We start from the raw sequence: 26407 nt of genomic DNA on the forward strand, positions 1-26407 counted from the left end.
CCGCCGCACGAGCCCTCTCGGAGACCACATGGATCGCGACGACGTGCCCTACCTCGACGCCACGCTGCCCACCGCAGAGCGGGTGGCCGACCTGCTGGGCCGCATGACGCTGGCCGAGAAGGTCGGCCAGATGATGCAGCTGGACTCGAGGGAGGACCTGGACGACCACGTGCTGCGCAAGCACGTCGGTTCGATCCTGCACACCTCGCCGGAGCGAGTGCTGCGCGCGCAGGACCTCACCACGCGGACGCGGCTGCGCGTCCCGTTGCTGATCGCCGAGGACTGCATCCACGGCCACTCGTTCTACGAGGGCGCCACGATCTTCCCCACGCAGCTGGGCATGGCCGCGAGCTGGGACCCGGAGCTGGTCGAGCAGGTCGCCCGCGTCACCGCCGTCGAGGCCGCCGCGACCGGCGTGCACTGGACGTTCTCGCCGGTCCTGTGCATCTCGCGGGACCTGCGCTGGGGCCGTGTCGACGAGACGTTCGGCGAGGATCCGGTGCTGATCGGGGAGCTCGCGGCGGCGATGGTCCGCGGCTACCAGGGCGACGGCCTGGCCGACGAGACGGCGATCCTCGCGACCGCGAAGCACTTCGCCGGGTACTCCGAGACCCAGGGCGGCCGGGACGCGAGCGAGGCCGACCTGTCGCGCCGCAAGCTGCGGTCGTGGTTCCTGCCGCCGTTCGAGCGGGTCGCGCGCGAGGGCTGCGCGACGTTCATGCTCGGCTACCAGTCCACCGACGGCGTGCCGATCACGGTCAACTCGTGGCTGCTCGACGAGGTCCTGCGCGGCGAGTGGGGCTACCAGGGCACGCTCATCACGGACTGGGACAACGTCGGCCGCATGGTCTGGGAGCAGAAGCTGCAGCCCGACTACGCCCACGCCGCCGCGGCCGCCGTGAAGGCCGGCAATGACATGATCATGACGACCCCGCAGTTCTTCGACGGCGCGCTGCAGGCCGTCGAGGACGGTCTGCTGGCCGAGTCGGACCTCGACCGCGCGGTCACCCGCATCCTGACGCTCAAGTTCGACCTCGGGCTCTTCGAGAACCCGCGCAGGCCCGACGCCGAACGCCAGCGCGTGATGATCAACCACGAGGACCACGTGGCGCTGAACCTGCAGGTCGCGCGCCGGTCGCTGGTGCTGCTGCGCAACGACGGCGTGCTGCCGTTCGGCAAGCCGAAGGGCAAGATCGCGGTCGTCGGCCCGCTCGCCGACGACGCGCAGACCCAGCTCGGCGACTGGGCCGGCTCGTCCGGCCAGGCCGACTGGCTGCCCAACGGCCATCCGCGCGAGATGATCACGACGGTCCTCGACGGACTGCGCGAGCTCTCGTCGCAGGAGGTCACCTACGCCCGCGGCGCCGACATCCTGACCCTGGAGCCGGACCCCGAGGGCGACACGTTCCCCGACGGCCAGCCGCGCCCACCGGTCGTGAAGGCCTGCGCGCCGGACGCGAACCTGATCGCCGAGGCCGTCGCGGCGGCCGAGGGCGCCGACTACGTGGTCGCCGTCGTCGGTGACGTGATCGAACTGGTCGGCGAGGGCCGGTCCACCGCCACGCTCGACCTGATCGGCGGTCAGATCGCCCTGCTCGACGCCCTGGCCGAGACCGGCACGCCGCTGGTCGTGGTGCTGCTCGCCTCGAAGCCGCTGGTCCTGCCCGCGTCCGCGCGCAACGCCGCCGCGCTGCTGTGGGTGGCGAACCCCGGCATGCAGGGTGGCCGCGCGATCGCCGAGGTGCTGCACGGGCTGGTCGAGCCCAGCGGCCGCCTGCCGATCTCGTTCGCGGCGCACGCCGGGCAGCAGCCGACCTACTACAACCAGATCCGCGGCCAGCACGGCACGCGCTACGCCGACCTGACGCAGGAGCCCGCGTTCGTGTTCGGCGAGGGCCTGTCGTACACGACGGTCGAGTACGGCGACCTGCACGTCGAGACGGCGGTCCTGCGTCCCGACGAGACCGTCAAGGCGTGCATCTCGCTCACGAACACCGGGTCACGGCCTTCCCGCGAGACCGTGCAGGTCTACGTCAGCGACGCCGTCACCTCGGTGAGCTGGGCCGACAAGGAGCTCAAGACGTTCAGGCAGGTCGACGTGGAGCCGGGCGAGACCGTGGAGGTCGACATCGAGCTCCCGGTCTCCACCTGCACGATCGTCGACGCCGTCGGCAACCGGGTGGTGGAGCCGGGTGAGTTCGTCCTCCTGGTGGGTCCGAGCTCGAAGGAGCTCCGCCGGGCGGAGTTCACCGTAAAGCCGCTGCCTTGAAGGGACCGGGGACGATCGTGAGGTAGCGGGGAGGGATCTCCACCGCCTTCGTGATCGCCTTCTTGACCGCCGGGACCAGGTCCGCGTCGACCAGTGCGACAGCGGGCCTGCCCGGCGGGTCGATCAACGTGCTGGCGCCGCGTGCGCCGGCGGCCAGTGCGGCCTCGACCACCGCGTGCTGCTCCGGATCCGGGTCCTGAGCGCGGTGGTACGCCGTCAACGCCACGCCGAGATCGTCTGCTTCGCGCAGGTACGGCCGTTCCACCTGCGGTTCCCGGCGCCGGATCCGGGTGTCGACGACGAGCAGCCGTTGGCCCGGCAGATCGAGCGCCTCGGCCCGCGCCTCCTCGAACCGCTCGCCCGAGAGGTCCTGGAGCGCCAGTTCCACGGCCGCGCTGAGCGCCTCGCTCGCGGACAGGCCACTCCCCCGCGGCAGGTCGACGCTGCACATCAACGCGGCTCCGCCCCTCGCCCGCACGCCCGCCGCCCAGGCCGGGACGTCGTCGGACGGCAACAGGGCGCGCTCGGTCGGCCGGTTCACCGACACGAGTTCGAGCAGGCCGTCATCGCGCCGGTCCCCCGCCACGATGGCACCCCACCTGGCAGGCACCTTGATCGCGCCACCGAGCAGGTTCAGTACTCCGGGGGCGTACCAGACGCCTTCCGCGGGCCGGCCGAACGTGCGCCGGAACGCGTGCGGCACCAGCCTGAGCTCCGGCGCGAGCTCAGGCCGATCCGCGATGTCCACCGTCATGCCTGCTGCACCAACGCCTTCTGGGCCAGCAGCCGGTAGGCGTTGCCGTTGCCGGTGCGCGCGGCGAGGAACCGGTTGACCGTCTGGTCCAGCGCCAGCGCGACGAAGAACGCCGGGATGCCGAGCGTCCACACCAGGAAGCTGCGGGTCCTCCTCAGCCGCACCCTGCCCGGCCGCCACGGCGCGGGCGTGCGCGGTGCCTTGTCGCCCAGCCACAACAGCAGCGCGAGAGTGAAGTCGTTGCACAGGTGGGCTTTCGCCCGCTCGGTGGCCACGGTGGTCAGTCCGCGCTCGGCGAGGGCGTCCTGCAGGTTGCCGATCGGCATCATGTGCTGGTGCTGCGGCTGGAACCACGGCATCCAGTACTGGCCGAACAGCCTGCCCAGCCGCCACTCGGGGTCCGGCAGCTCGATCAGCAGGTAGCCGCCGTCGGGCAGCACGTCCGCGGCGATGTCGAGCTCCTCCCACGGATCGCGCACGTGTTCCAGGTAGTGGTGCATGCTGATCACGTCGTAACGGCCCTTGAGCTCGCCCGCGAAGTCCTTGAAGCTGCCGCGGTAGGAGTTCTCGATCCGGCCGAGCCGCGCCGCGTCCTCGATGGCCGCGCCCTGGTCGAGCCCGTCGAACCTCGTCTGCGGCAGGACCTCCTTGGCTCCCAGGCAGAAGTGCGCGTGCCCGGACCCGACGTCCAGCCAGCGTTCGGGCTTGGTGAACGGCTCGACCATGCGCGCCCGGCCGTAGTAGGGCTCGGTCTTGCCGGAGAACACCGCTTCCGCCGACGTCTCGCCGAGGCCGTCGTAGAAGTCGCGGTAGTAGAAGCCCAGGCCCTCCTCGGTCAGGCGCGGGTTCTGCCAGACGTGTCCACATCGGACACACCGGTCCATCGTGAACGTGCCGGGCTTGCGCTGCACCAGGTCCGTCGCGGTGACCCAGCGGCGCAGGTCGTTGCTCCCGCAGGACGGGCAGTTGGCGCGCGGCGCCTCGTGGAAGTTCCGGTCGCGGTTCTGCTCGTACCAGGGCGCGGCCTGTTCGAGGTGCTGGGCCTGACGCTTCTCGGCCGTCGACTTCTTTCCCCCGGCGGTCTTGAACCACAGGTAGGGCGTGCGCAGGACGCGCGGCACCCACAGGTCACGCGGCTTCAGCGGCGTGCCGGCGAACACCAGGACCGGGTGCACCGAGTAGGCGGCCAGCGCGGCGAGACCCCACTGCCAGTTCGTGACCAGGGCGGCGACCACGGTCGCATAGCCGATGACCGAGCCCGCGATCCACAGCGACGGCCGCTTCCCGAACCGCCGCAACGTCGCCGCGCGGTACCCGAGGTCGTACGGCCCGGCCTTCAGCCCCGGCGCGACCGCGATGTCGACCCGCGCGCGCACGTGGTCCTTGACCCGCCGCACGTACGCCACGAACTCGGTGGGGTCGTCGGGGTCGACCTCCTCGACGTACGGCTCCCGCACCAGGACGGCCTGCGACGCGCTGATCCCGCGCGCCCACTGGTCGTCGCGGTACTTGCCGGGATCAACGGCGCCGAGCAGGTCCAGCGCGGCGACCGTGGGCAGGTCGCGCGGGACGAGGTCGACGAGATCGGCGTCGGACTCCCACGAGCCCTCCGGATGGACTCCGGTGGCGGTGAGGAGCGAGTGCCCGCCCGCGCCCCGGGCGAGCACTCGCAGCTTGGACGCGCGGGAACGCAGGCGCAGCACGTCCAGCAGGACGACCACCACGACCAGCACGCTGAGGATCACCCGGCCACCACCTTTTCCAGTAGGTCGGCTGCGGCCGCTGCGCCGCCTGCCGCCGAGAACGATTCGCGCACCAGCTCGGCGGCGGCCACGTACTCCGGCTCGTCCAGCACGGATGCCAGTGCGCTGCGGATGTCTGCTGCCCGCGCCCGTGAGTAGGTCAGCCGCACTCCGGCGCCGGCCTCCACGACCTGGGCGGCGACGGTCGGCTGGTCGTCGCGGATCGGTGCGACGACCAGTGGCAACCCGTGCGCGAGCGCTTCGCAGACGGTGTTGTGTCCGCCGTGCGTGACGACGGCGTCCAGGTGCGGCATCAGCGCGAGTTGCGGCACCGAGGGCAGCATCAGGACGTTCGCCGGGGCGGGCCTCGGCGGAGCGACCATCACGGCCTGCACGTCGAGTTCCGCGACCGCTTCCAGGGCCTGGCCGAGGAAACGCTCGCCCGCGGGTCCGTTCAGGGTGCCCAGCGAGATCAGCACCCGCCGCCCGCCGGTCAGCCTCTCCCAGGGGAAGTCCACCCGTTCCACGCGATGGGTCAGCGCGGGGCCCACGAACGCCACCTCCTCGCCGAACTCCCCCGCCACCAGCGCCTTCGAGCTGTACACCAGCACCAGCCGGTCGGAAAACCTGATGTCCCCACCGGCGAAGTCGTGCAGCAGGTCGCGCACCCAGGCGTCGACCTTCGGCATCGTCCTCAGTGGGTTGACCAGCTCGGCGGACGTGCTGGCCGACGTCACCCACGGCAGTCCGGCGCCGCGCGCCACCAGCGGTCCCGCCAGCGCCTGCTGGTCGGCGACGACCACGTCCGGGGCGAACACCGTGACGGCGTCCGAGACTCCCGGCACCATCGCGTGCCCCAGCGGGATCAGGAACTCCTCCCAGAAGAACTTGAGCACCGCCATCCCGCGCAACGCGAGCCAGCGCTCCCGCTGAGCGCGGATGACGGCTTCCAGGTGGTCGTCGATCGCGGCGAACACGAGCGCGTTGTCCGGCAGGAGCGGTTGCAGCGTGCCGGGATGCCCGACCCACGCGACCTCGTGCCCGCGCGCCAGCAACTCGGCCCCCACGGAGGCGGTCGGGTTGACGTGGCCGGTCAACGGCGGCACGACGAACAGGAACCGGCTCATGACGGCAGCCAGTCGAACAGCACGTCCAGCAGCTCGGCCGTGGCCTCGCGGAGAACCGTGTGCCCCAGCCCGGACACCACGTGCAGCCGGCAGGACGGGATCCGCTCGCGCAGTTCGGCGGCGGCCCCGATCAGTTCGGACTCGGCGCCGTAGACGCCGAGCACCGGGCACTGGACCTGCGTGAGGTCCAGCTTCGCGCCGGAGCCGAGGTCGTCGATCAACGTCGTGCCGTTGAGCAACGCGTTGGCGTTCACGGCGAGCTTCGCGATCTTGCGCTGGCCCAGGGCCATCAGCTGGTCCTGCGTCCGGTCGAACTCCAGGCCCAGCGCGGCGACGGTCAGCGTGTTCGTGATGTCCTCGAACCACGCGTCGCCGACCACTCCCCCGACCGCCGACTCGACCAGCACGACGCCACCGACGCGTTCGGGAGCCTGGACGGCCGCGTGCATCGCGACGACACCGCCGTAGCTGTTGCCCAGCAGGAAGACCGGCTCGGTCACGCCGATCTCGTCGAGCACGGCGACCAGGTCGAGCGCGCTCTCCTCCGGCGTGTAACCGGACGGCGGCCGTTCGGACAGGCCGTGCCCGCGCAGGTCGAACAGCACGGTGCCGAACCCGGCCTGGGCCAGCGGCGCGGCGAGCGTGTAGTAGAAGCTGGACAGGTTGTCCATCACCAGGCCGTGCACGAACACCACGGTCGGTCCCGTTTCCGGCCCGAGCCGCTGCACGTGGAAGCGCAACCCTCGGGCGTGAACCTCAGACACGGGCCGTGATGTGGTCGACGAGCCGGCCGACGGACATCGCCATGATCTCGTCGATGTCCATGTCCGCCAGGAAGGCCACGAGGTCGACGCCGTAGTGGGCGTTGAGCTTGTCCGCCAGGGCGACGAACTCGATCGACTCCAGGCCCAGGTCGTCGCTGAACGTGGTGTCGCGGGTGATCTCCACGCCCAGCAGGAAGTCGGGCCCGACCACCTCGGTGATCAGCTTCGCGACCTGCTGCAGCACCTCGTCCATCAGATCTCCGTTCGCACGCGGGCCGCGGCTCGCCCCGGTTCGGATGTCACTTCGACTCGCGGCACGGCGAAGGCCCCGCGCACACGCCCGTCGGCGGTCACACTCAGTTCGGCCGGGTAGATCGGCCCCGCTCCGCGATCCCACAGCCACGAGCGCACGGCGTCCTTCACCGCGATCACGCGCAGCAGCCAGTCCCGCTGGGCGGGCACGTCCAGGTCGCCGTAGTGGTGCCGTTCGGCGGAGTTCAGGTAGCGGCGCATGATCAGGTCACGGGTCGCGCTGTCGGCCCAGTTCTCCACCACCAGCACCCGGTCACCGTCCTGAGTGGACAGCATCTCGGTGCCCGGCTTGAGCTTGACCTGCCAGATCCGGTCGTCCGTGGTGAACCGGCGGGTGGTCCAGCCGGTGATCCGGCACCACAGCGCGCCGTTCACGGTCAGCTCGGCGTCGGCGACCATCACCTGCGCGGTGACCTCGCGGATCCACGCGGTGCAGCGGACGTCACCTGTCGGCGCGGGTCCGTGGAACGTCACCCCCTCGATGCCGGTCGGCAGCACGGTCTGGTCCTCGGTGCGGCAGACCTGCATCCAGTGGCCGATCAGCTGCCCGGCGCTGTCCAGCAACGCTCCCGGCGCGGGCAACGGCGTCAGCACGCCCACGATCCCGTTGTCCGCCAGGCAGTCGATCTTCGTGACGCCCGCGAACGCCGGTCCGTGGAACATCCAGTTGTCCGCGTACAGCTCGGCGGCGGTGACCGGCGCCTCGCGGACGCCTTCGAGCTCCTTGCCGACCGGCTCCGGGGTCTGCGGGGACATCAGCACGACGCCCTCGGCGTAGTCGCCGACCTTGACGAAGACGCGGTCCCGGCTCTCCGCGCGGGCGGAGATCTTGACGGTCGTCGCGGGCAGCGCGGTGAGCCAGCGCTTGGCCTTGACCTGAGCGAACCCGTGGACCGTGCCTCCGGTGAGCCGGCGCGCGGCGTCCGCGAACACCTCCAGCAGGCCGGTCGCGGGCACGATCGGGAACCCGTCCGCGAGGTCCGGCCAGCCCGGTGCCTGCGGGAACACCGAGTGGTCGACCAGCTCCGGCATGGTCCGCAGCGAGAACTCGCGGGTGAAGCCCGCCTCGTTCGGCCTGAGCGCGCCGACGACCTCGCGGGCGACCGCGTTGGTGTGGGCGAGGAGCTTGTTGACGGCGGCGGACATCGGGCTGTCATCGGCCACCAGCACGGGTTGGGTGCTGAGCGCGTCGAGCGTGATCTTCGGTGTGCCGAGCCGGAGCTTGACCTTGTGGGCGGTACCGCGCTTGAGGCCGAACGCCCACAACGCCTCCGGCGCGATGTCGGCGTTCACGGCGATGTGCGGCCTGTCGTGCAGCGTGTCGCCGGCGAAGCCGGTCAGGCTGCCCTGCCCGATCTGGACGAACGCGCGGAAACCCGCGCCGTGCAGGCGTTCCAGCAGCGGCCGGAACCGGACGGGCTCCACCAGGTGCCGCAGCACCAGTTCGCGGACGTCGTCCGCACTCATCGGTTCGAGTGAGTTCGCCGACCACACCGGGACGTCCGACGCGCGCACCGGCAGCTGGTCGAGCATCTCCTTGGCCCGGCCCAGGTACGGGGCGAGCGCCGGGGTGTGGAAGCCGGTGCGGAACGGCATCAGCTGCGCCATCACGCCGTTCGCCTTCAGCGTGCCGAGGACCTGCTCGAGGCGGTCGACCGGGCCGCAGATCACCGACTGGTGCGGGCAGTTGTCGTGGCTGATCGTCACACCGTCGACCAGGTACTGCTCGGCGGTGTCCGCGGAACAACCCAGTGCGGCGTAAGCGATGTCGACGACCGCGACCGCACCCGGCCCGAGCGCCGAGACGAACTCGTCGATCGTCGGGTAGATGCCGCCGACGACCATCGCGGTCCACTCGCCCATGCTGTGCCCGGCGAGCGCTCCCGGCGTGATGCCGAGCGCCATGAGTTCGCGGGCTTCGCGGCGGCCGTCCTGCAGCAGCCCGACGGCGTGGTCGACGACCTCGCCGCTGAACTCGCGTTCGAAGCCGGGGAACAGGAACACGACCTGGTCGGTGCCGGTCAGCAGCGGTTGCGGGGAGAACCAGATGTCGTGGCGGCCGGGCCAGGCCTTGCCCTGGGCCAGCACCCGTTCGGCGAGCTTGAGCTTGCGCTCGTCCGGGTTGCCGATGGCGAGCCGGAACGCCCTGTCGGCGCTGGAGGTGCGGCGTTCCTTCAGCGCGCCGGCGAGTTCGTCGGCGGTGTCCGCGGCGAAGGTCATGACCGGCTTGCGCGGCTTGGCGATCGTGTGGCCGTCGAGGACGGCATGTGCGTTGATCCCGCCGAACCCGAACGCGTTCACGACCGCGCGATGCCGTCCGGTCCACTCGCGAGCAGTCGTCACGGGTGTGAACCTCGTACCGGCCAAGCTGCTGTGCGGGGTGTCGACGTGCAGGGTCGGCGGAAGCGTGTTGTGGTGCAGCGCGAGTGCGGCCTTGATCAGCCCGGCCATGCCGGCGGCGGGCATCGCGTGGCCGATCATCGACTTGACCGTGCCGATGCCGATCTCGTCGCCCTGCCCGCCGAACGCGTTGATCATCGTCTGCAGCTCGGCGGCGTCACCGGCGGGCGTGGCGGTGCCGTGCGCCTCGATCAGACCCGGTGACTTCTCGCGGGGATCGAGACCGGCGTTGGCCCAGGCCCGGTGCACGGCGAGGAGCTGACCGTCCGGGTTCGGCGTCATCATGCTGGTCGCGCGGCCGTCGCTCGCGGTGCCGATGCCGCGGATCACCGCGTAGACGCGTTCGTCGCCGACGTCCTCCAGCCGCTTCAGCACGACCATGCCGACGCCCTCGGACAGCAGCGTGCCGTCCGCGTTCGCGTCGAACGGCCGGATCCGCTCGGTCGGGCTCAGCGCCCTGAGCTGCGTGAACACGCTCCACAACGTTGGGTGGTGGCAGACGTGGACGGCGCCGGCGAGCATGGCGTCCGCGCGACCCTCCTGGAGTTCGCGGACGGCGTGCTCGACGGCGACCAGCCCGGACGCGCAGGCCGCGTCCACGGTGTAGGCGGTGCCCTTGAGGTCGAACCGGTTGGCGATGCGCGACGCCGCCAGGTTCGGCACGAGCCCGATCGACGACTCCGGCTGCTCCGGGCCGAGCCGGTCGCGAATGGCCTGGCGGACTGCGTTCAGCTCGGCGCCGGCGAGGTTCGGGAAGAGGTCCCCGACCACCGACACGACCTCGTCGGCGAGCCTGACCCGCTGGTCCAGCCGCGCGCAACCGGGCGTGAGGTAACCGCCGCGTCCCACGACCACGCCGACGCGGTCTCTCGACGGCAGCACGGACTCGCCGCCCGCGTCGGCGATGGCCTCGGCGGCCGTGGCGAGGGCCAGCAGCTGGTCGGGTTCCGCGCCGTCCACAGTGGACGGCATGATGCCGAACCTGGTCGGGTCGAACTCCGCGAGGTCGTCGACGAACCCGCCCTTGCGGCAGTAGAACCTGTCGCCGGTCCTGCTGTCCTGGTCGTAGTAGGTGGCCGGGTCCCAGCGGCCCGGCGGGATCTGACCGATCGCGTCGACGCCGCTGACGATGTTGCGCCAGAACGTCGCCGCGTCCGGGGCACCGGGGAAGACGGCGCCGATCCCGACGATCGCTATGCCTCCCATCGGTAGACCACCTGCACGTCCTGACCGTTCGCGATCTCGTTGAGCAGCGCGTCCACGCCCTGCGAAGGCTCGATCATCGGGATGCCGCGCCGCGCGTACTCGCCGGCAAGCCCGGACGCCATGCCCGCACCGGCCCAGGGACCCCAGTCGACGGCGACGACACGGCGTTGCGCGCCCCAGAACCTGGCCATCCGGTCGAGCGCGTCGTTCGCCGCCGAGTAGTCGGCCTGGCCGCGGTTGCCGAACACGCCGCTGACGCTGCCGAACAGCACGAGGAACCCGTCGCCGAACGCCTTGGCGCCGTTCACCTTCGTCGCCCAGACCCGGTCGAACGACTCCTGGGTCTTGGCCTCGATCAGCTTGTCGTCGAGCACACCCGCGCCGTGGACGACGCCGTCGAGCCGGCCGAACCGGGCCAGGACGTCGTCGACCACCCTGCCCACGGCTTCGGCGTCGGTGACGTCGCACTCGTGGTAGCGCACGCTCGATGCCTTGGCGCGCAACCGTTCCATGGTCTGACGGACTTCGCGTTCGGCGAGGACCTTGCGCGCCTTCGCCGGTACGTCGTCCTTCTCGCCGAGCTCGAACAAAGCCTTCACGAGTTCGGGCTCGGTGGTGGCGTGGCTGAGCCGGTGGTCCTCGGGCGCGATCGGTGTGCGCCCGATCAGCTCGACGTGGCAACCGGTGCGCTCGGCCAGCCCGGTCGCGGCGAGCGCGGTGATGCCGCGGGCACCACCGGTCAGCAGCACCACGCTGTCGGCGTCGAGGGTGAGCGGCGCGGGGTCGAGTGCTGACTCGGCCACCTCGATGACCTGGCGCCGGCCGGCCTGGTAGCCGACGACGGCCGGACCGGGCCCGATCTCGGCGAGCAGCGCGGTGGCGATGTCGCGGTGGCTCTCCTTGGGGTTGACGTCGACCGAGCGGACCACGAGATCCGGGTACTCGAGCGCCGCCGTGCGGATCAGGCCGTGCAGGCCGATGTCCGCCGGCAGCTCGTCGGGCTGGTGGTCGAAGCCGAACGTGCCGCCGCCCGTGGTCACCACGACGAGCGCGACCCCGTTCGTCACGCACGCCTTGACCTCGCTGAACGCCTCCGGCAGCCGTGCCTGGAGCCGGATCACGACGTCGACGCCGGTCAGGTCGGCCGGGAAGGACGGCTCGATGCGCGGCCGGGCGGTGTGGCGTTCGAGCAGGTCGGCGAGTTCGAGGCCGATCCCGTTGTCGTCGACGATCAGCACGGTCTTGCCGGTGAGGTCGGTGGGGACGGCGGGTTCCGCGGGCACGACCTGGGGAACCAGCCGGACCAGCCGGCCGCCGGTGAGCGGGGTGCCGCCAGGCACGGCGGTGGTGGAGGTGGTGGCGGGAGTGAGCGCGGTGGCGGCGCCGAGGGCAGTGGCGTCGAGGGCGTCAGCTGGGGCGGCCTCGGCGAGGGTGGTGGCCGGAGTCGTGAGGGCGGTGGCCGGAGTCGTGAGGGCGGTGGCCGGGGCGGCTGCCGAGATCGCGGGGGTCTCCCCGAACCAGGCGACGATCCCGTCGATCGTCTTCAGCTGCGCCAGCTCGTCGACCTCCCCTGCCGCGCCGAGTTCCTGGGCCAGCTCGCCCACGATCTCGGCGCGCTTGATGGAGTCGATCGACAGGTCCGCCTCCAGGTCCAGCCCCGGCTGCAACATCTCGACCGGATAGCCCGTGCGCGTGCTGATCGTCCGCAGCACGACCGCCCGGACGTCCTTGCCCGCAGCGGCGACCGGGGCAGCGGCGCCGAACCAGCCGACGATGCCCTCGACGGTCTTGAGCTGCGCCAGCTCGTCGACCGACCCGGCGGCGCCCAGCTCGGCCACCAGCTCACCGACGATCTCGGTCCGCTTGATGGAGTCGATCGACAGGTCCGCCTCCAGGTCCAGCCCCGGCTGCAACATCTCGACCGGGTAGCCGGTGCGGGCGCTGATCGTCCGCAGCACCACCGCGCCCACGTCCTCCTGCGGCTTGGCCACCGGCTCCGCGACGACGACGGGTTGCTGGTCTATCACCTGCCGGGGCACCGGAACCGGCGCGGGCTCGGTGCCGAGGTAGCTCAGCAGGACGTCGCGCTGGGCGCTGACCGCGTCCCGCATCCCGTCCAGGAACTTCTCGATGATCTCGTCACGCCCCAGCCCCGACCCCACTCGCAGCGTCGGGAACTCCGTCGCGGGCCGGAGCCCGCCAGGCAGTGCGTCACCGTTCGCGTCCCGCACGAGTCCTCCATCCACGTACCAGCCCGGCCTCGGCGGCACGGCCGTGGCCGGTTCGGCCCTGTCCTCGAACAGCGGTGCGGTGTCCACCTCGACACCGGCGACCGCGAGCGTCGCCAGAGTGCGCAGGAACGTCACGTGGTCGTCGCAGCGCAACGCCTGGTGCGGCCGGTCGCCGAGGGTCTTGCCGACCAGTGACGTCAGCACGCCGCCGGGGCCTGCCTCGACGAAGATCCGGGCGCCCGCCGCGTACATCGACTCGATCTGGTCCACGAACCGCACCCGTCCCGCGAGCTGCGCGGACAGCCCTTCGAGCACGTCGTCGTGCGGAGCCGCGGACACGTTGGACCACACCGGGAACCGCGTCTCGCCGAGGGAGATCTCCGCGAGACGGGCCGCGAACCGGTCGCGGGCGCCGGCCATCAGCGGGCTGTGGAACGCGGCGGCGACCGGGATGTTCTTCACGGTCAGCCCGGCGGCCCGGAGCACCTCGACCGCACCGGCCACGGCCTCGGCCGGGCCCGAGATCACGACCTGGTCGGGCGCGTTGTGGTTGGCCACCACGACATCGGGCGGCAGCAGCGCTTCGACCTCGGCCACCGCGGCGGTCACCGCGGCCATCGTGCCGGGGTCCTCGCCGACCGCCTCCAGCATGGCCTCGGCCCGCGCGACGCTGAGCTCCAGCAACTCGGAAGCGCCGAACACACCGGCCGCCGACAGCGCGACCAGCTCGCCGTAGCTGTGGCCTCCGGCCAGGTCCGGCCGCACGCCGACGGAGTCCAGCAGCGCCGTGACCATGAGCCCGGCGATGCCGAGCGCCGGCTGGGCGTTGCGGGTGTCGGTGATCTCCGCGCGTTGCCGCGAGACATCCTCGGCGGTCAGCGCGGCCGGCGGGTACATCACCCGCTCGTAGCGCGCGTCGAGGAAGTCCTGCAGGCGCGGGAAAGCGGTGACGAGGTCGAGCAGCATGCCGGGCCGCTGGCTGCCCTGGCCGGGGTACAGGAACGCGACCTGGGGCCGCTCCCCCGTCCGCAACGTCACGACGTCCGAAGCACGCCAGGCTTCGACGTCCGCCAAAGCCTTCCGCAGTGCGGCGTGGTCGCTCACCACGAACGCAGCCTGGACCGTGCCGTTCCCGCAAGCGGCGGCCAGCGAACGCAACGGCGTCCGCTCGTCCACCAGTCCAGCGAGACGGGCGGCTTCCCGTTGTGCCGCAGCCTGGTCGTCGCCGCGGATCAGGAACAGCTCGGCGGGCCAGGCGGTCAGGCCGTGCCGTGGTTCGTCGGCTCCGGTGTAGCCCGCGATCACGGTGTGGAAGTTCGTGCCGCCGAAGCCGAACGCGCTCACGCCCGCGATCCGGTTCCTGCTCGCCCAAGTGCGGTGGCCGAACGCGAACGGGCTGGTCCGGGCGTCCCAGAAAGCGTTGGGCTGCTTGACGTGCAAGGTCCCGGGCCGCACGCCGGTGTGCACGGCCAGGGCGGCCTTGATCACGCCCGCGAGCCCGGCCGCGCACTTGGTGTGGCCGATCTGCGACTTGACCGAGCCGATCGTGCACGTGCCGGGTTCGACGCCGGAGAACATCTCGGTCAGCGACGCGAGCTCGGTGCGGTCTCCCACCACGGTTCCGGTGCCGTGCGCCTCGACCAGTCCGACGGCGGTCACCGGCAGCCCGGCCGCCGCGTAGGCGCGGCGCAGGGCCCGTTGCTGGCCTTCCGGACGCGGCGCGGTCAGGCCCAGCGACCGGCCGTCGCTCGACGCGCCGATGCCCTTGACCACCGCGTAGACGCGGTCACCGTCCCGTTCGGCGTCGGCGAGTCGCTTCAGGACGACGGCGGCCACGCCCTCGCCGAGTGCGATGCCGTCCGCCGCCGAGTCGAACGTGGCGCAGCGGCCCTTGGCAGACAGGGCTTTCACCGACGCGAACATCTGGTAGTCGTGCGCGCTGTTGTGAAGGTCGACTGCGCCGCACAGGACCATGTCGCTGGTGCCGCCGACGAGTTCCTTGCACGCCACGTCGAGCGCGGCGAGGCTGGACGCGCAGGCCGCGTCGACCGTGTAGTTCGCGCCGCCGAGGTCGAGCCGGTTCGCGACCCGGCCGGCGATCACGTTGCCGAGCACGCCGGGGAACGAGTCCTCGGTCAGCGACGGCAGGTGGTCGTCCAGGCCGCGGATGCCCAGTGCGGGCAACGCGGTGCGGACCGTGTAGGCGTTCGCGAGGTCGGCACCGGCCTCGGCACCGAAGATCACCGACGTGCGTTCGCGGTCGAACACCCGCGTCGCGTAGCCGGCGTCCTGGAGCGCTCGCGCCGACACTTCGAGCGCCAGCAGCTGGGCGGGTTCGATCGAGGTGAGCGACGCGGGCGGGATCCCGTACGCCAGCGGGTCGAAGGCCGTGCGCGGGAGGAAGCCGCCCCACCGGAACGGGCTGCCGTAGCGTTCGGGCGACCAGCGGTCCGGCGGGATCTCGGTGATGGAGTCGGTGCCCGCCAGGACGTTCGCCCAGAACTCCGCGACGTCACGCGCGCCCGGCATGATCGCGGCCATGCCGACGATGGCGACGTCCAGCGGTTCAGGCTCGACTGCTTCCGCGACGGTCTCGGGCGGCACGCCGGACACGATGTCCTCGTGCAGCTCCGCGATGGTGGTGCGTTCGGACCGCAGCGTCGCGACCTGGCCGATCATGAACATGCCCTCGCGGCGCTGCTCGTCCTCGCCGACCGGCTTGAGCGTGCCGTCCTCGCGCACGAGACCGCGGCTGGCGAGCCGGAGCCGTCCCAGGTTGAGCTGTTCGAGCCTCTCCCAGCTCTCCTGTTTCGACAGTCCGGTCAGCTCGGCCCGCGCCTGCTCGAAGGTGTCCACATAGGACGTCTGCGCGCAACGGACGGCGTGGCCCGGCGAGGTCTCCAGCAGTGCCGTGTCCTCGCACTCCAGCGCGACCTGCTGGAACACCGGCTGGATCGCGCCGTGCGTCACGGCTTCCTCGGTGAACAGGTAGGCCGTGCCGACGAGAACACCGACCGCCGCGCCCCGTGCCGCGATCGACGCGGTCATGGCGGAGATCATGGCGGCCGAGCGGGCGTCGTGGATGCCACCCGCGAACAGGGCGACGACGTCCTTCTCACGTCCGCGCAGCACGTCGATCTGCTGCTGCCACAACGTGAAGCTGGTCCGGGGACCGGTGTGCCCGCCGCACTCGGAGCCCTCGAAGACGAACTTGCGCGCGCCCTCGTCGAGGAACCGGCGCAGCAGCGCGGGCGACGGCACGTGCAAGAACGCCTCGATGCCGGCGTCCTCCAGTTCGCGTGCCTGCGCGGGCGTGCCCCCGGCGACGATCGCGTACTTCGGCCGGACGGCCAGCACGGCCTCCATCTGCCGGGCCCGCAGTTCCGGTGGAGCGAAGCCGAGCAGGCCGACGCCCCACGGCCGTTCGCCGAGTTTGGCGGCGGTGTGGTCCAGCAGTTCGCGGACCGCCGGGCCCTCCATCAGCGCGAGCGCGAGGAACGGCAGCGCACCACCCTCGGCGACGGCCGCGGCGAACGCGGGCTGGTCGCTGACGCGGGTCATCGGGCCCTGTGCGATCGGGTACCGCAGGCCGGGGACGCGGTCGCAGAACGGTCCGCCGGACCGGATCGAGCGGTGCTCACCCGCCAGGGTGAGATTGTTCCTCATCCCCCGTTGAATGGCTCCGACCACGCCTCCGACAGTGCCGAACGAGGTACGGTAAGAATCCGCCAGGGAACCTTCCTGACCAATTTCGAGCGCGTTTTGACGAACATGAACGCGTAACCCGTCGTTCACGACGGTGTCGGCGCCGTCCATCATCCGGACCGCGTTGACAATTTCGCCGGAAATATGTTTTCGCGCCTCCGCGACGAGTGTGAGCTGGCCTTCCAGCACCACTCCGCGAGCACCACCGGCGACCGCTGCGGCAGCCGTGTCGGGGCCGATCGACCCGGCCACCCAGACCGGCAGGTCGGTCAGCGAGAGCACCTGCTGGAGCAGCACGAACGCGGGCGAACCACCCACTCGGCCGCCCGACTCGGCACCCTTCGCGATCAAGCCGGTGGCTCCGAACTCGATCGCCGCAACGGCTTCCGCCACCGAGGCGATCACCGCGAGGACACGGCGTCCACCCAGCTCAGCGAGGTTCGGAACATGTCGAACAAGATCCACGACGACGGTGTCGACCGTGTCCGGCAGGGGCACGGTCAACGGTCCGTGCAGCCGCACCCCGAAGGCGCGCGGGTGACGCGTGGTGACACGGCCGAGGTCGGCGGCGGCGTGGGGCCCGAGGTCGAGCACACCGAGCCCGCCGGCTCGTTCGGCCGCGACCACGAGGGCCGGGTTGGGGGTGCCGAAAGGACTCAGGCACAGCACCCGTTCTCGATCCGACAGCATGTCCACTGCGCTCACTTCCTCACCCTGCAGGGGTGGGGAGAAAGGAATTCAGCTAGGGTTACTACTGACCGGTACGGTTACAGCGCGCTCACCGTACGCACAAACCCGCGGCGCCGTCGAGGGGGGTGGTGAAACTTTCTCATCTACGTAACCTGACGAATGGCCCCGGATGGCGGGGGCCTCCTACTCCGGTTCGCGGATGGCGCGACGTGCTATGGCATCAGCAGCACCGGCTTGATCACCTCACCCGCCTCCGCCGCCCGCATCGCGTCCCCCACGGCGCCGAACGGGAAGTGCGTGACGAGCTCGTCGAACGGAAACCTCCCCTGCCGGTGCAGGTCGACCAGCGTCGTGATGAGCGCCGTGCTCCGCCCCTCCCCGCCGAGCACGCCGACGACCCGCTTGCCCCACAACGTGCTGAGGTGGTCCAGTTCGACGCGCGCCCCTGCCGGCGCCCCGCCGATGAGAGCGCACGTCCCACGCATCCCCACCGAGTCCACGGCCTGGCGGCAGACCGCCACGACTCCGGTGCACTCCAGACTGAAGTCCGCGGGCCCTGAGCAGATCTCGTGCACCGCCGCGACGGGCTCGTCGACGGCGACGTTCACCGTGTCGGTGGCGCCGAACCGCCGGGCGAGCGCGAGCCGGGACTCGTGCCGGTCGACCGCGATGATCCGGGTCGCCCCGCTGTTGCGCGCGGCCATGATCGCGGCGAGCCCGACCGTGCCGGCGCCGTAGACCACGAGAGACGAGCCGGGGTGCGGCTTCAGCACGTTCAGCACGGCGCCCGCACCGGTGGACAGTCCACACGCCATGGGCCCGAGCAGTTCCAGCGGCCCTTCGACGGGCACCAGGCCGCGCCACGGCACGACCGCGTGCGTCGCGAACGACGACTGCCCGAAGAAGTGGCTCGCGAGCGGCGAGCCGTCGAGTCCGCGCAACGCGGTCGACCCGTCGTCGCGGCCGCCGCCGACCAGCAGGTCTCCCAGCCTGAGGCAGTACCGCGGCTGACCGTCGAGGCAGTTGCGGCATTCGCCGCACCAGGGCCAGCCGAGCACGACGTGGTCTCCCTCGGCCACACCGGACACTCCCGGCCCGACCGCCTCGACGACCCCCGCGCCCTCGTGACCGAGAACGCCCGGCAACGGGAACGGCAGGTCGCCGTGCCGGGTGATCGAGTCCGTGTGGCAGATCCCCGCCGCCACGACCCGGACCAGGACCTCGCCGTCCCGCGGTTCGTCGAGGAACACCTCGCGCAACTCGAACTCGCCGTGCCTCTCCCCCACGACAGCCGCCGTGATCCTCATGCCAGCACCTCCGCGACGTCCGCCCGCACGCTCAGGGCACGCCCGGCCAGATCTTCCGGCACCTCGGCGTGCGCGGTGTTGATCCGCACCAGCCGCGCACCCGGCAGTGCGCGCACCACCGACTCGACCGGGGAGCGGATGACTCCGGGCGTGCTGTACCCGGCGCCTATCTCGATGACGAGCACGCCGTCGTCCAGCCAGTCACGCAGCCGTTGCCCGGCAGGCAGGTAGTGGTCGGGCACGTACTCGGGTCCCTTGTGCACGTTCAGGAACACCTCTCCCCCGCAGCGCGGGCAGGACGGCACGGCGGTGGCCTCACCCGTCGCCGCGTCGTAGGTGGCGAGCGCGGCCTCGATGATCGGCCTGCTCGGCCAGGTCTCGCGCGTGCACGGCGTCTCGCACTGGTACCGGCCGTAGTCGCCCTGAGGCGTCCAGACCCGCTCCGCGTCGAACCCGTTGCGCTCGAACAGCCCGTCCACATTGGACGTGAGCACGAAGTGGTCGCGGGTGCCGACCAGGTCCCGCAGCCGCGTGTACACGGGGTTCGGTTCCTCGCCGAACCGGATGTCGTCGACGTGCACGGACCAGTAACCCCACAGCAACCGGGGCGGCAGCGGCAGTCCGATCAACTGGTACCGCGCCCACAGCCCTTTCTCGTGCAGCACCGGGAACAACTCGGCGAACCGTTCGGCGTCCGAGTAGTCGTAGCCAGCCGCCGCGGACAGTCCCGCGCCCGCGGCGATCAGCACGCGGTCGGCCTCGTCCAGCCAGCGCTCCAGCGTCACAGCAACTCCCGGTAGAAGGCCTCGTCCTCGGCCCTGAACGCCACGAACACCACGCGGTCGAGCCGGCCGGGGTGCGCGGCGAGCCAGTCCCGGACCGTGCCGACGGCGATCCGCGCGGCCGGTCGTTTCGGGAAGCCGAAGATTCCCGTGCTGATGCCGCAGAACGCGATCGTGCGGATCGCCGGCACCTCGGCGGCGAGGTCGAGACACGCCCGGTACGAGTCAGCGAGCGCGCTTTCGTGGGCAGGCAACAGATTTCCGTGCACGATCGGCCCGACGGTGTGCAGCACGAACGGCGCGGGCAGGTGGTAGCCGCGGGTGATCTTCGCGGTGCCGGTCGGTTCCGGTGTGCCCTGCAGCGACATGATCCGCCCGCAGTCGGCCCGCAGCCGCGGCCCGGCGACGTTGTGGATCGCGTTGTCGACGCAGGCGTGCATGGGCTGGAAGCAGCCGAGCATGGCGTCGTTGGCGGCGTTGACGATGGCGTCGGCCGCCAGCCGGGTGATGTCGCCGCGCCACACCGCGACCGGCGCGGGCAGCTCCAGCACGTCGGCCGGTCGCATCCGCTGACGTTCACCGCCGAGCAGGGCGTCCAGGACGGCGACGAGTTCCGGGTCGAGCGGCGCGGGCCCGCGGATGGTCAGCACCGCCCGCAGCAGGCGCCGCCGTTCGTCGGCGCTCCCAGGCACCGGGAACCGGCCGATCCACGGGTCGTCGCCGAGCATCCGCAGGGCGAGGCCCGTCAACTGGTCGAGTTCGTGGGCGGGAGCGGGCGTACCGAGCGGGCGGAAGGGCTCGTCCAGTGCGACCGCGTCCCGGTAACCGGGCAGGGTGGCGAGCACGTCAGAACAGTCCGTTGGCGTGCGGCAGGGCGGCGGGGATCGGCGCGATGACGTCCCAGTGCTCGACGATCCTGCCGTCCTGGACGCGGAACAGGTCCCAGTACGCGACCGGCTCGCCGAACTCGCCTTCCGACTGCAGCAGCACGAGATCACCCTCGGCCACGACCTGGTGGACGGTCTTGTAGACGAGGTTGCGGCCCTGCTGAGCCCACTTCGCGGCGGCGGCACCGAACCCGTCGAGCCCGTCCGCGGCCTCGGGGTTGTGCTGCAGGTAGGTCTCGGTGGAGATGTAGTCGGTCAGCACCGAGTAGTCGGCGTCCTGCAGGATCCGCTGGGCGAACTCCTTGACGAGCTCACGGCTGCGGTCGGTGTTCTCCTGTGCGGGCTGTGCGGGACCGTCCGTCTGGGACCGTCCACTCGCGGTGTTCTCGACGACGGGCGTGAGCGCGTCCCAGTGCTCGGCGAGCTTGCCGTCCCGCACCCGGAACAGGTCGAACGCGACCAGCGGCTGCGGCCCGAACCCGTGGTAGACGCCGTGCAGCGCAACGAGATCACCGTCCGCGATCACCCGGGCCAGTTCGTAGTGGAAGCCCTCCGGCAGGTTGGCGACGAGACCGCGCAGCGCCTCGGGTCCGTCCGCGATGAGCGAGCTGTGCTGGCGGTAGTCCGGCGCCACCCAGCGGTCCACGGCGGACGGGTCCTTGTCGCCGAACAGTTCGCCTGCGGCCTTGAGCACGAGTTCCTTGTTGTCCATGGCTCACACAGTGGCCCACCAGCCGAGTCCGATCGAGGTAGGATCACGCCTCACCATGGTCAAAAGTGGACAGGTCGCGCAGTTCGGCTTCAGCAACCCCGACCGCGGGCAGCTGGGCCTCGAAGCACTCGACCTGGGCGTCCTCCGCCGCCGCCTCACCTCCGACACGCTGACGAAGGTGCACCGCACCGACTTCCACCAGCTGTTCCTGTTCACCGCGGGCACCGGCACCACCATGGTCGATTTCGTGGACCACCCGTGCTCCCCCGGCACGTTGCTGCACATCAGTCCCGGCCGCGTGCTCCGCCTGCCCGCAGGCTCGGCGGAAGCGCTCATGCTGCTTTTCACCCCCGCCTTCCCACAGCCGATGCTCAGCCCGTTCGGCCCGGTGCTGCACACGGTGCCCAAGGCGGAGCTGGCGGTCTTCACCCGCGCCGTGCAGGACCTGCGCCAGGAGTACCGCCGCAACCTGCTGACCAACGAGCCGGTAGACCTGCTGCGCCAACTCCTGGGCGCGCTGCTGCTCCGCATCGCCCGCCTGCCGGGCGACACCCTCAGGCACGACCCGCGTTTCGAGCGCTTCCAGCAGGAGCTGGAACGCTCGTTCGCCACCACCCGCAACGCCGCCGAGTACGCGGCCAGGATCGGCTACTCGACGCGCAGCCTCAACCGCATCTGCCTGGCCGCCACCGGGCAGTCCGCGAAGGCGCTGATCGACGCCCGCGTGACGCTGGAGGCCAAACGGCTGCTCGTGCACACCGACCTGTCGTCGGCGGCGATCGGGCACCGGCTCGGGTTCAGCGAGGCCACGAACTTCACGAAGTTCTTCGTCCGCGAGACGGGGCTGTCACCCGGGGCGTTCCGGGAGTAGCTGGGCGAGGGCGAGGCGGGCGAGCGTCAGTACGGAGGGTTCGAGCGCCCAGCCCTCGTGCGCGGATCCAGGTGATGTCGCCGAACTCCGCGAACTCGCGCTGGGACCGCACGCGGCCGCGTCGTCGAGGAACAGCCGCTCGGTCATGAGGTCGCCGACGGCCACGCAGGCGCCCACCTTGCCGAAGTGCTGATGGCACCGCGGTCACCGCCGAGTTTCGCAATGAACCAGCTGGCCTGCGTCGCTGGTGGAGATGTCGTGGCGGGTGGTCCACGACTCGCCCCGCCGTGCCGGCCTTCTGCAGGAGCCGGTGAGCCCGAGGCCGTACCAGCGGGCACGGCGGCACCGCCCACGCCATCGACCGCCTCGGCGACAAGCTCGCCGTCCGGCTCCCCCGCCTCGAAGAAGCCCCGTGCCGGTCCGCGGAGTGCCAGCGGCTCCGGTACCGCGATCGGCAGATGCGGGCCCAGCCTGGACACAACCTCGCAGTCCCGTTCAGGCGGACCACTTCGTCCACGGGAGCCCGATCCGCATCAGTCGTCCCACCCGGGGCACAACTGGTCGAGCGTCCGGCTGGCGATGCCCGTGAGGAACAGGTTGGTGTCGCGGTAGTACGGCAGCGCGAGCACGGCGAGGTGCAGCGCCCAGCCCTTCGCCCGCGCCCACGCGGCGTCGTCGTACTCGCTCATCTCGCGCTGGAACGCCTTGCGGCCGCGCTCGTCGAGGTAGAGCCAGGCCGTCATGAGGTCGCCGGCCGGGTCGCCGACGCCCGCGCTGCTCCAGTCGATCACGCCGGTCAGCTCGCCGCCGGTGAAGATCAGGTTGCCGACGTGCAGATCGGCGTGCAGCCACCGGCCCGGCTGGTCCCAGCGCGGGGCGTTCAGGGCGTCCTCCCAGACGGTGACGAGTCTGGGGTCGCCGCCGACCTGCGCGATGCAGGAACGGACGGCGTCGTCGTTGTCACGGGCGTCGAGACGGCCGCGATAGGTGGTCCACGGCCGGTCTGTCGCGTCGACCTCGTGCAGTGCGCGGATCAGGGCGGCGAGCCGGTGCGGGGTGTCCTCGGAAGCTTCCTCGACCGGGGCCATCTCGCCCGCGACCCAGCGCACCACCGACCACTGGTACGGGTAACCCAGCGCGGGCTCGCCCAGCTCCAGCGGTTCCGGCACGGCGACCGGCAGGTGCGGCGCGACCAGGGGAACGACGACCGCTTCCTTGGAAGGGTCGTCCCTCGCCCATTCGCGGCGTGGCAGCCTCACCGCCAGGTCGTCGCCCAGCCGGTACAGGGCGTGGCTGGTGCCACCGTGCACGACCTCGGTGATCGGCAGACCGTGCCAGCGCGGGAACTGCGTGCGGATCAGTTCGTCCACAAGGGACACGTCGGTGGTGGTCTCGCCGTCGAGCATCGATCAACTCCCCCGGATGTGCCCCCCATGCAACACCGCGCCCAGGGCCGGAGCAACTCGTTTACCCGGCGCGCCGGTCCGCGAGGCGCACCACGTTCGGCGACCGCTCCACCCGGAACCGGCCGCTCGACGCCACCAGGTACCCGACGCCGCGGACGGTCTGGACGATCTCCGCCGCGTCGCCGAGCTTCTTCCTCACCCGTCGCACGTGCACGTCGACCGTGCGGCCGCCGCTGTAGTCGTCGTCGACGTCCCACACCGCCGAGAGCAGCTCGCGCCGGCGGTGCACGCGGTCTGTGTTCGAGCACAGGTGGAGCAGCAGTTCGAACTCCAGGCGCGTCAGCTCGACGGGCTTGTCGTGCACCAGCACCTGCCGCGTGTCCGGGAGGATCCGGACGTCCACCTCCTCGACCGCGGCCTCGACCGCCGGCACCAGGCCCGCGTCGGTCAGCGCGCCGAGCAGCCGCAGCGCGGTGTTCTCGTCCTCGGTGTCGATGGTGATGCTGAACCTCATGTCGCACCTCCTCAGCTCTTGGGCAGGCCCTGGGGATTGATCTCCGACGTCGGCACGGCCTCGTCGGACAGGCCCCAGCGCTTCAGCACCTCGGCGTGCTTGCCGTTGGCGATCAGCTGGTTCAGGGCCTCCTGGACGGGAGTCACGAGCCCGCTGTCCTTCTTCGTGGTCGCGGCGATCTTGCCCTGGACGGCGGCACCGCCGGAGAAGTTGCCGATCACCTCGGTCTGCCCGGACGTCGCCGCGTGGTAGGCCGACGTGGGGTTCGGGCCGAGGTAGGCGTCGATGCGGCCGGACTGCAGTGCCAGGTAGTAGTCCGAGGAGTTCTGGAAGTACTTGATGTCCGTGGCCTTCAGACCCGCCGAGACGGTCGCCGCACTCCAGTCGACCAGGATCTTCTCCTGGTTGGTGCCCGACGTCACGGCGATCACCTTGCCCGCCACGTCCTTGGGCTCCTTCACCTTCCAGGTGCCGCCCTTCTTGGCCTCGAACGCCAGCGTGTCCAGGCGGTAGGTGGCGAAGTCGTACTTCTCCGTGCGCGCCTCGGTCACCGTGATGTTCGACAGGCCGAGGTCGTAGGCACCGCTGTCCAGACCGACGAAGAGGTTCTCCCACGACGCGACCTCGAGGCGGGGCTTCAGGCCCAGCACGTCGGCGACCAGCGTGGCGATGTCGGTCTCGACACCGATCACGGTCTTGTCGTCGGTGGCGTAGAACCTCAGGGGTGGTGCTGTACCGGCGGATCCGCCGATCACCAGCTCCCCCTTCGTTCTGAACTTCTCCGGCACCTTCGCCGCGATCTTGTCGTCCTTCACCGCGGTGACGCGGTTCTGCTGCGGGCTGAGGTTCACGCTCAGGCCCGAGACCTCGGCGGGCTCCTCACCACCGGCCGTGCCGCAGGCAGCCAGACCGAACGCCAGCACGGCGAGAAGTACTTTGCGCACAACGAACTCCTTCTACAGAACCTTGGACAGGAAAGCGCGGGTGCGCTCGTGGACGGGGTGGTCGAGCACCTCGCCGGGTGTTCCCTCTTCGACGATCACGCCGTCGTCGATGAACACGATCCGGTCGGCCACCTCGCGGGCGAAGCCGATCTCGTGCGTGACGACGACCATCGTGGTGCCGGAACGGGCGAGGTCGCGCAGCACGTCCAGCACCTCGCCGACCAGTTCGGGGTCCAGCGCGGACGTCGGTTCGTCGAACAGCACGACCTTCGGCCGCGTGGCGAGGGCCCGGGCGATGGCGACGCGTTGTTGCTGGCCGCCGGAGAGCTGCCGCGGGTACGCGTCCGCCTTGTCCGCGAGTCCCACGCGTTCCAGGAAGTGCCGTGCGTCGGAGAGTTCCGCGACCTCCGCGATGTTCTCCAGTGCGGTGAGGTGCGGGAACAGGTTGAAGTTCTGGAAGACGAACCCGATGTCCTTGCGCTGCTTGAGGATCTCGCGTTCCTTGAGCTCGTGCAGCTTCCCGCCGCGGCGCCGGTAGCCGATGAGCTCGCCGTCGATCGTGATGTAGCCGCGATCGACCTTCTCCAGGCGGTTGATGGTGCGCAGCAGCGTCGACTTGCCGGAGCCGGACGGCCCGAGCACCACCACGACCTCGCCGGCCGCGACCTCCAGCGACACCCCGCGCAGCACTTCGAGCGAACCGAAGCTCTTGTGCACGCCCAGAACCTCGATCACCTGCGGTCTCCTCGCGCGAAGTAGCGCTCGACGTAGTGCTGGCCGATCGAGAGCAGGGTGGTCAGGATGATGTACCAGACGGTCGCGACCATCAGCAGCGCCACGACCCGCGCGTTGCGGCCGTAGATGACCTGCACCTGGTAGAAGAGCTCGCCGATGGCCATCACGGAGACGACCGACGTGCCCTTGAACAGGCTGATCACCTCGTTGGCCGCGTTGGGCAGGATCGACCGCATCGCCTGGGGCAGAATGATTCTGCGGAACTGCCGGAACCTCGGGATGCCCAGCGCGGCCGCCGCCTCCAGCTGCCCGCGGTCCACCGAGATCACGCCCGACCGGACGATCTCCGCCGCGTAGGCCGCCTGGTGCAGCGCCAGTCCCAGCACGGCCGCGCCCATGGGGCTGATCAGCGCGATCGTCTCGAAGCTGACGAACTCCGGCCCGAACGGCACGCCGAGCGAAAGCCGCTGGTACAGGTAGGAGATGTTGAACCAGAACAGCAGCTGCACGATCAGCGGGATCGACCGGAACGCCCAGATGTAGGTCCAGCCCACGGCGCTCAGGAACGGGCTCTTCGACATCCGCAGCACCGCCACGACGATGCCGAGCGCGAACCCCAGGGCGGTGCCGAGCACGGTCAGCACGATGGTCGTGCCGACGGCGGTCAGGATCGACCGGGCGGTGAAGTAGCGGGCGAACGTCGGCCAGTCCCACGCGGGGTTCGTGACCAGGCCGTGCACGAACTGCGCGGCGAGCACCAGCACGAACGCGACACCGACCCAGCGCCACGGGTGACGAGCGGGCACGACGGGCAACGAGGAGAGATCATCGTCCTTTGTGGACACCAGCGTGAGCGTGCCAGAGGTCATGGCGAGTCCTTGCTGCGGCGGGGAACGTGAGACGAGCGAGAAGTGTCAGCTCGTACAGGCGGTGCGACAGCGGGAGGACAGGACCAGCGTGACGGCGCCGTTCATCCTGTCCTCCCTTCCCTGCGCTCTTGAGGAGAGCACTCACTCAACGACGCTCACGTTATGTACCGGGGAACCGGC

At 70.9% G+C, this 26407-nt stretch carries 19 protein-coding genes; 2 read left to right on the plus strand and 17 right to left on the minus strand.

Annotated features, from left to right (window positions below; translation table 11 throughout):
- Positions 1–28: 28 nt before the first annotated feature.
- A complete protein-coding gene (locus SK571_RS17075) occupies positions 29–2269 on the plus strand; it encodes an exo-beta-d-1,3/1,6-glucosidase (protein ID WP_319985070.1) in 2241 nt (746 codons plus the stop codon).
- Here SK571_RS17075 and SK571_RS17080 read toward each other — a convergent pair.
- The 11 genes from SK571_RS17080 to SK571_RS17130 form a co-directional block, all read right to left on the minus strand.
- Positions 2247–3023 (minus strand): hypothetical protein, encoded by a 777-nt coding sequence (locus SK571_RS17080; protein ID WP_319985071.1) that lies wholly within the window; start codon positions 3021–3023, stop codon positions 2247–2249. The genes SK571_RS17075 and SK571_RS17080 overlap by 23 nt on opposite strands.
- Positions 3020–4768, minus strand: a complete 1749-nt coding sequence (locus SK571_RS17085; RefSeq protein WP_319985072.1) for a methyltransferase domain-containing protein — start codon at positions 4766–4768, stop codon at positions 3020–3022. The genes SK571_RS17080 and SK571_RS17085 overlap by 4 nt, the downstream gene beginning before the upstream one ends.
- A complete protein-coding gene (locus tag SK571_RS17090) occupies positions 4765–5892 on the minus strand; it encodes a glycosyltransferase (protein ID WP_319985073.1) in 1128 nt (375 codons plus the stop codon). Before SK571_RS17090 ends, SK571_RS17085 begins: the two co-directional genes overlap by 4 nt.
- A complete protein-coding gene (locus tag SK571_RS17095) occupies positions 5889–6656 on the minus strand; it encodes an alpha/beta fold hydrolase (protein WP_319985074.1) in 768 nt (255 codons plus the stop codon). Before SK571_RS17095 ends, SK571_RS17090 begins: the two co-directional genes overlap by 4 nt.
- Complete coding sequence (locus SK571_RS17100) at positions 6649–6909, minus strand: acyl carrier protein (RefSeq protein WP_036014077.1); 261 nt, start codon at positions 6907–6909, stop codon at positions 6649–6651. The genes SK571_RS17095 and SK571_RS17100 overlap by 8 nt, the downstream gene beginning before the upstream one ends.
- Positions 6909–10574 (minus strand): beta-ketoacyl synthase N-terminal-like domain-containing protein, encoded by a 3666-nt coding sequence (locus SK571_RS17105; RefSeq protein WP_319985075.1) that lies wholly within the window; start codon positions 10572–10574, stop codon positions 6909–6911. Before SK571_RS17105 ends, SK571_RS17100 begins: the two co-directional genes overlap by 1 nt.
- On the minus strand, positions 10562–17215 hold the full coding sequence (locus tag SK571_RS17110; RefSeq protein ID WP_319985076.1) for an SDR family oxidoreductase: 6654 nt from the start codon (positions 17213–17215) through the stop codon (positions 10562–10564). Before SK571_RS17110 ends, SK571_RS17105 begins: the two co-directional genes overlap by 13 nt.
- A gap of 197 nt (positions 17216–17412) precedes the next feature.
- Positions 17413–18507 (minus strand): NAD(P)-dependent alcohol dehydrogenase, encoded by a 1095-nt coding sequence (locus tag SK571_RS17115; RefSeq protein ID WP_319985077.1) that lies wholly within the window; start codon positions 18505–18507, stop codon positions 17413–17415.
- Entirely contained in the window at positions 18504–19292 is a 789-nt protein-coding gene (locus tag SK571_RS17120) for an SIR2 family NAD-dependent protein deacylase (RefSeq protein WP_319985078.1), read from the minus strand. The genes SK571_RS17115 and SK571_RS17120 overlap by 4 nt, the downstream gene beginning before the upstream one ends.
- Positions 19289–20134: a protein-ADP-ribose hydrolase gene (locus SK571_RS17125; protein WP_319985079.1), complete on the minus strand. Its 846-nt coding sequence runs from the start codon at positions 20132–20134 to the stop codon at positions 19289–19291. The genes SK571_RS17120 and SK571_RS17125 overlap by 4 nt, the downstream gene beginning before the upstream one ends.
- 1 nt (position 20135) lies before the next feature.
- The gene (locus tag SK571_RS17130; RefSeq protein ID WP_319985080.1) at positions 20136–20888 is read right to left on the minus strand and encodes a nuclear transport factor 2 family protein; all 753 of its coding nucleotides are present in this window, start codon (positions 20886–20888) and stop codon (positions 20136–20138) included.
- Between SK571_RS17130 and SK571_RS17135 the strand changes: the two genes are divergently transcribed.
- On the plus strand, positions 20887–21759 hold the full coding sequence (locus SK571_RS17135; RefSeq protein ID WP_319985081.1) for an AraC family transcriptional regulator: 873 nt from the start codon (positions 20887–20889) through the stop codon (positions 21757–21759). The two genes, SK571_RS17130 and SK571_RS17135, sit on opposite strands and share 2 nt — an antisense overlap.
- Here the strand turns inward: SK571_RS17135 and SK571_RS17140 are convergent.
- The 6 genes from SK571_RS17140 to SK571_RS17165 all read right to left on the minus strand — a co-directional run bounded on the left by SK571_RS17140 (position 21736) and on the right by SK571_RS17165 (position 26227).
- On the minus strand, positions 21736–21924 hold the full coding sequence (locus SK571_RS17140) for a hypothetical protein (RefSeq protein ID WP_319985082.1): 189 nt from the start codon (positions 21922–21924) through the stop codon (positions 21736–21738). The two genes, SK571_RS17135 and SK571_RS17140, sit on opposite strands and share 24 nt — an antisense overlap.
- A 368-nt stretch (positions 21925–22292) precedes the next feature.
- The gene (locus SK571_RS17145) at positions 22293–23165 is read right to left on the minus strand and encodes an aminoglycoside phosphotransferase family protein (RefSeq protein WP_319985083.1); all 873 of its coding nucleotides are present in this window, start codon (positions 23163–23165) and stop codon (positions 22293–22295) included.
- A gap of 61 nt (positions 23166–23226) precedes the next feature.
- Positions 23227–23679, minus strand: coding sequence for a winged helix-turn-helix domain-containing protein (locus SK571_RS17150; RefSeq protein ID WP_319985084.1), 453 nt, complete (start codon positions 23677–23679; stop codon positions 23227–23229).
- 11 nt (positions 23680–23690) lie between these two features.
- Positions 23691–24623: an ABC transporter substrate-binding protein gene (locus SK571_RS17155; RefSeq protein WP_319985085.1), complete on the minus strand. Its 933-nt coding sequence runs from the start codon at positions 24621–24623 to the stop codon at positions 23691–23693.
- 12 nt (positions 24624–24635) lie between these two features.
- Entirely contained in the window at positions 24636–25358 is a 723-nt protein-coding gene (locus tag SK571_RS17160) for an amino acid ABC transporter ATP-binding protein (protein ID WP_319985086.1), read from the minus strand.
- Positions 25355–26227: an amino acid ABC transporter permease gene (locus SK571_RS17165; protein ID WP_319985087.1), complete on the minus strand. Its 873-nt coding sequence runs from the start codon at positions 26225–26227 to the stop codon at positions 25355–25357. Before SK571_RS17165 ends, SK571_RS17160 begins: the two co-directional genes overlap by 4 nt.
- Positions 26228–26407: the final 180 nt, after the last annotated feature.

Source organism: Lentzea kristufekii (genome assembly GCF_033949925.1).
Taxonomy (GTDB): domain Bacteria; phylum Actinomycetota; class Actinomycetes; order Mycobacteriales; family Pseudonocardiaceae; genus Lentzea; species Lentzea kristufekii.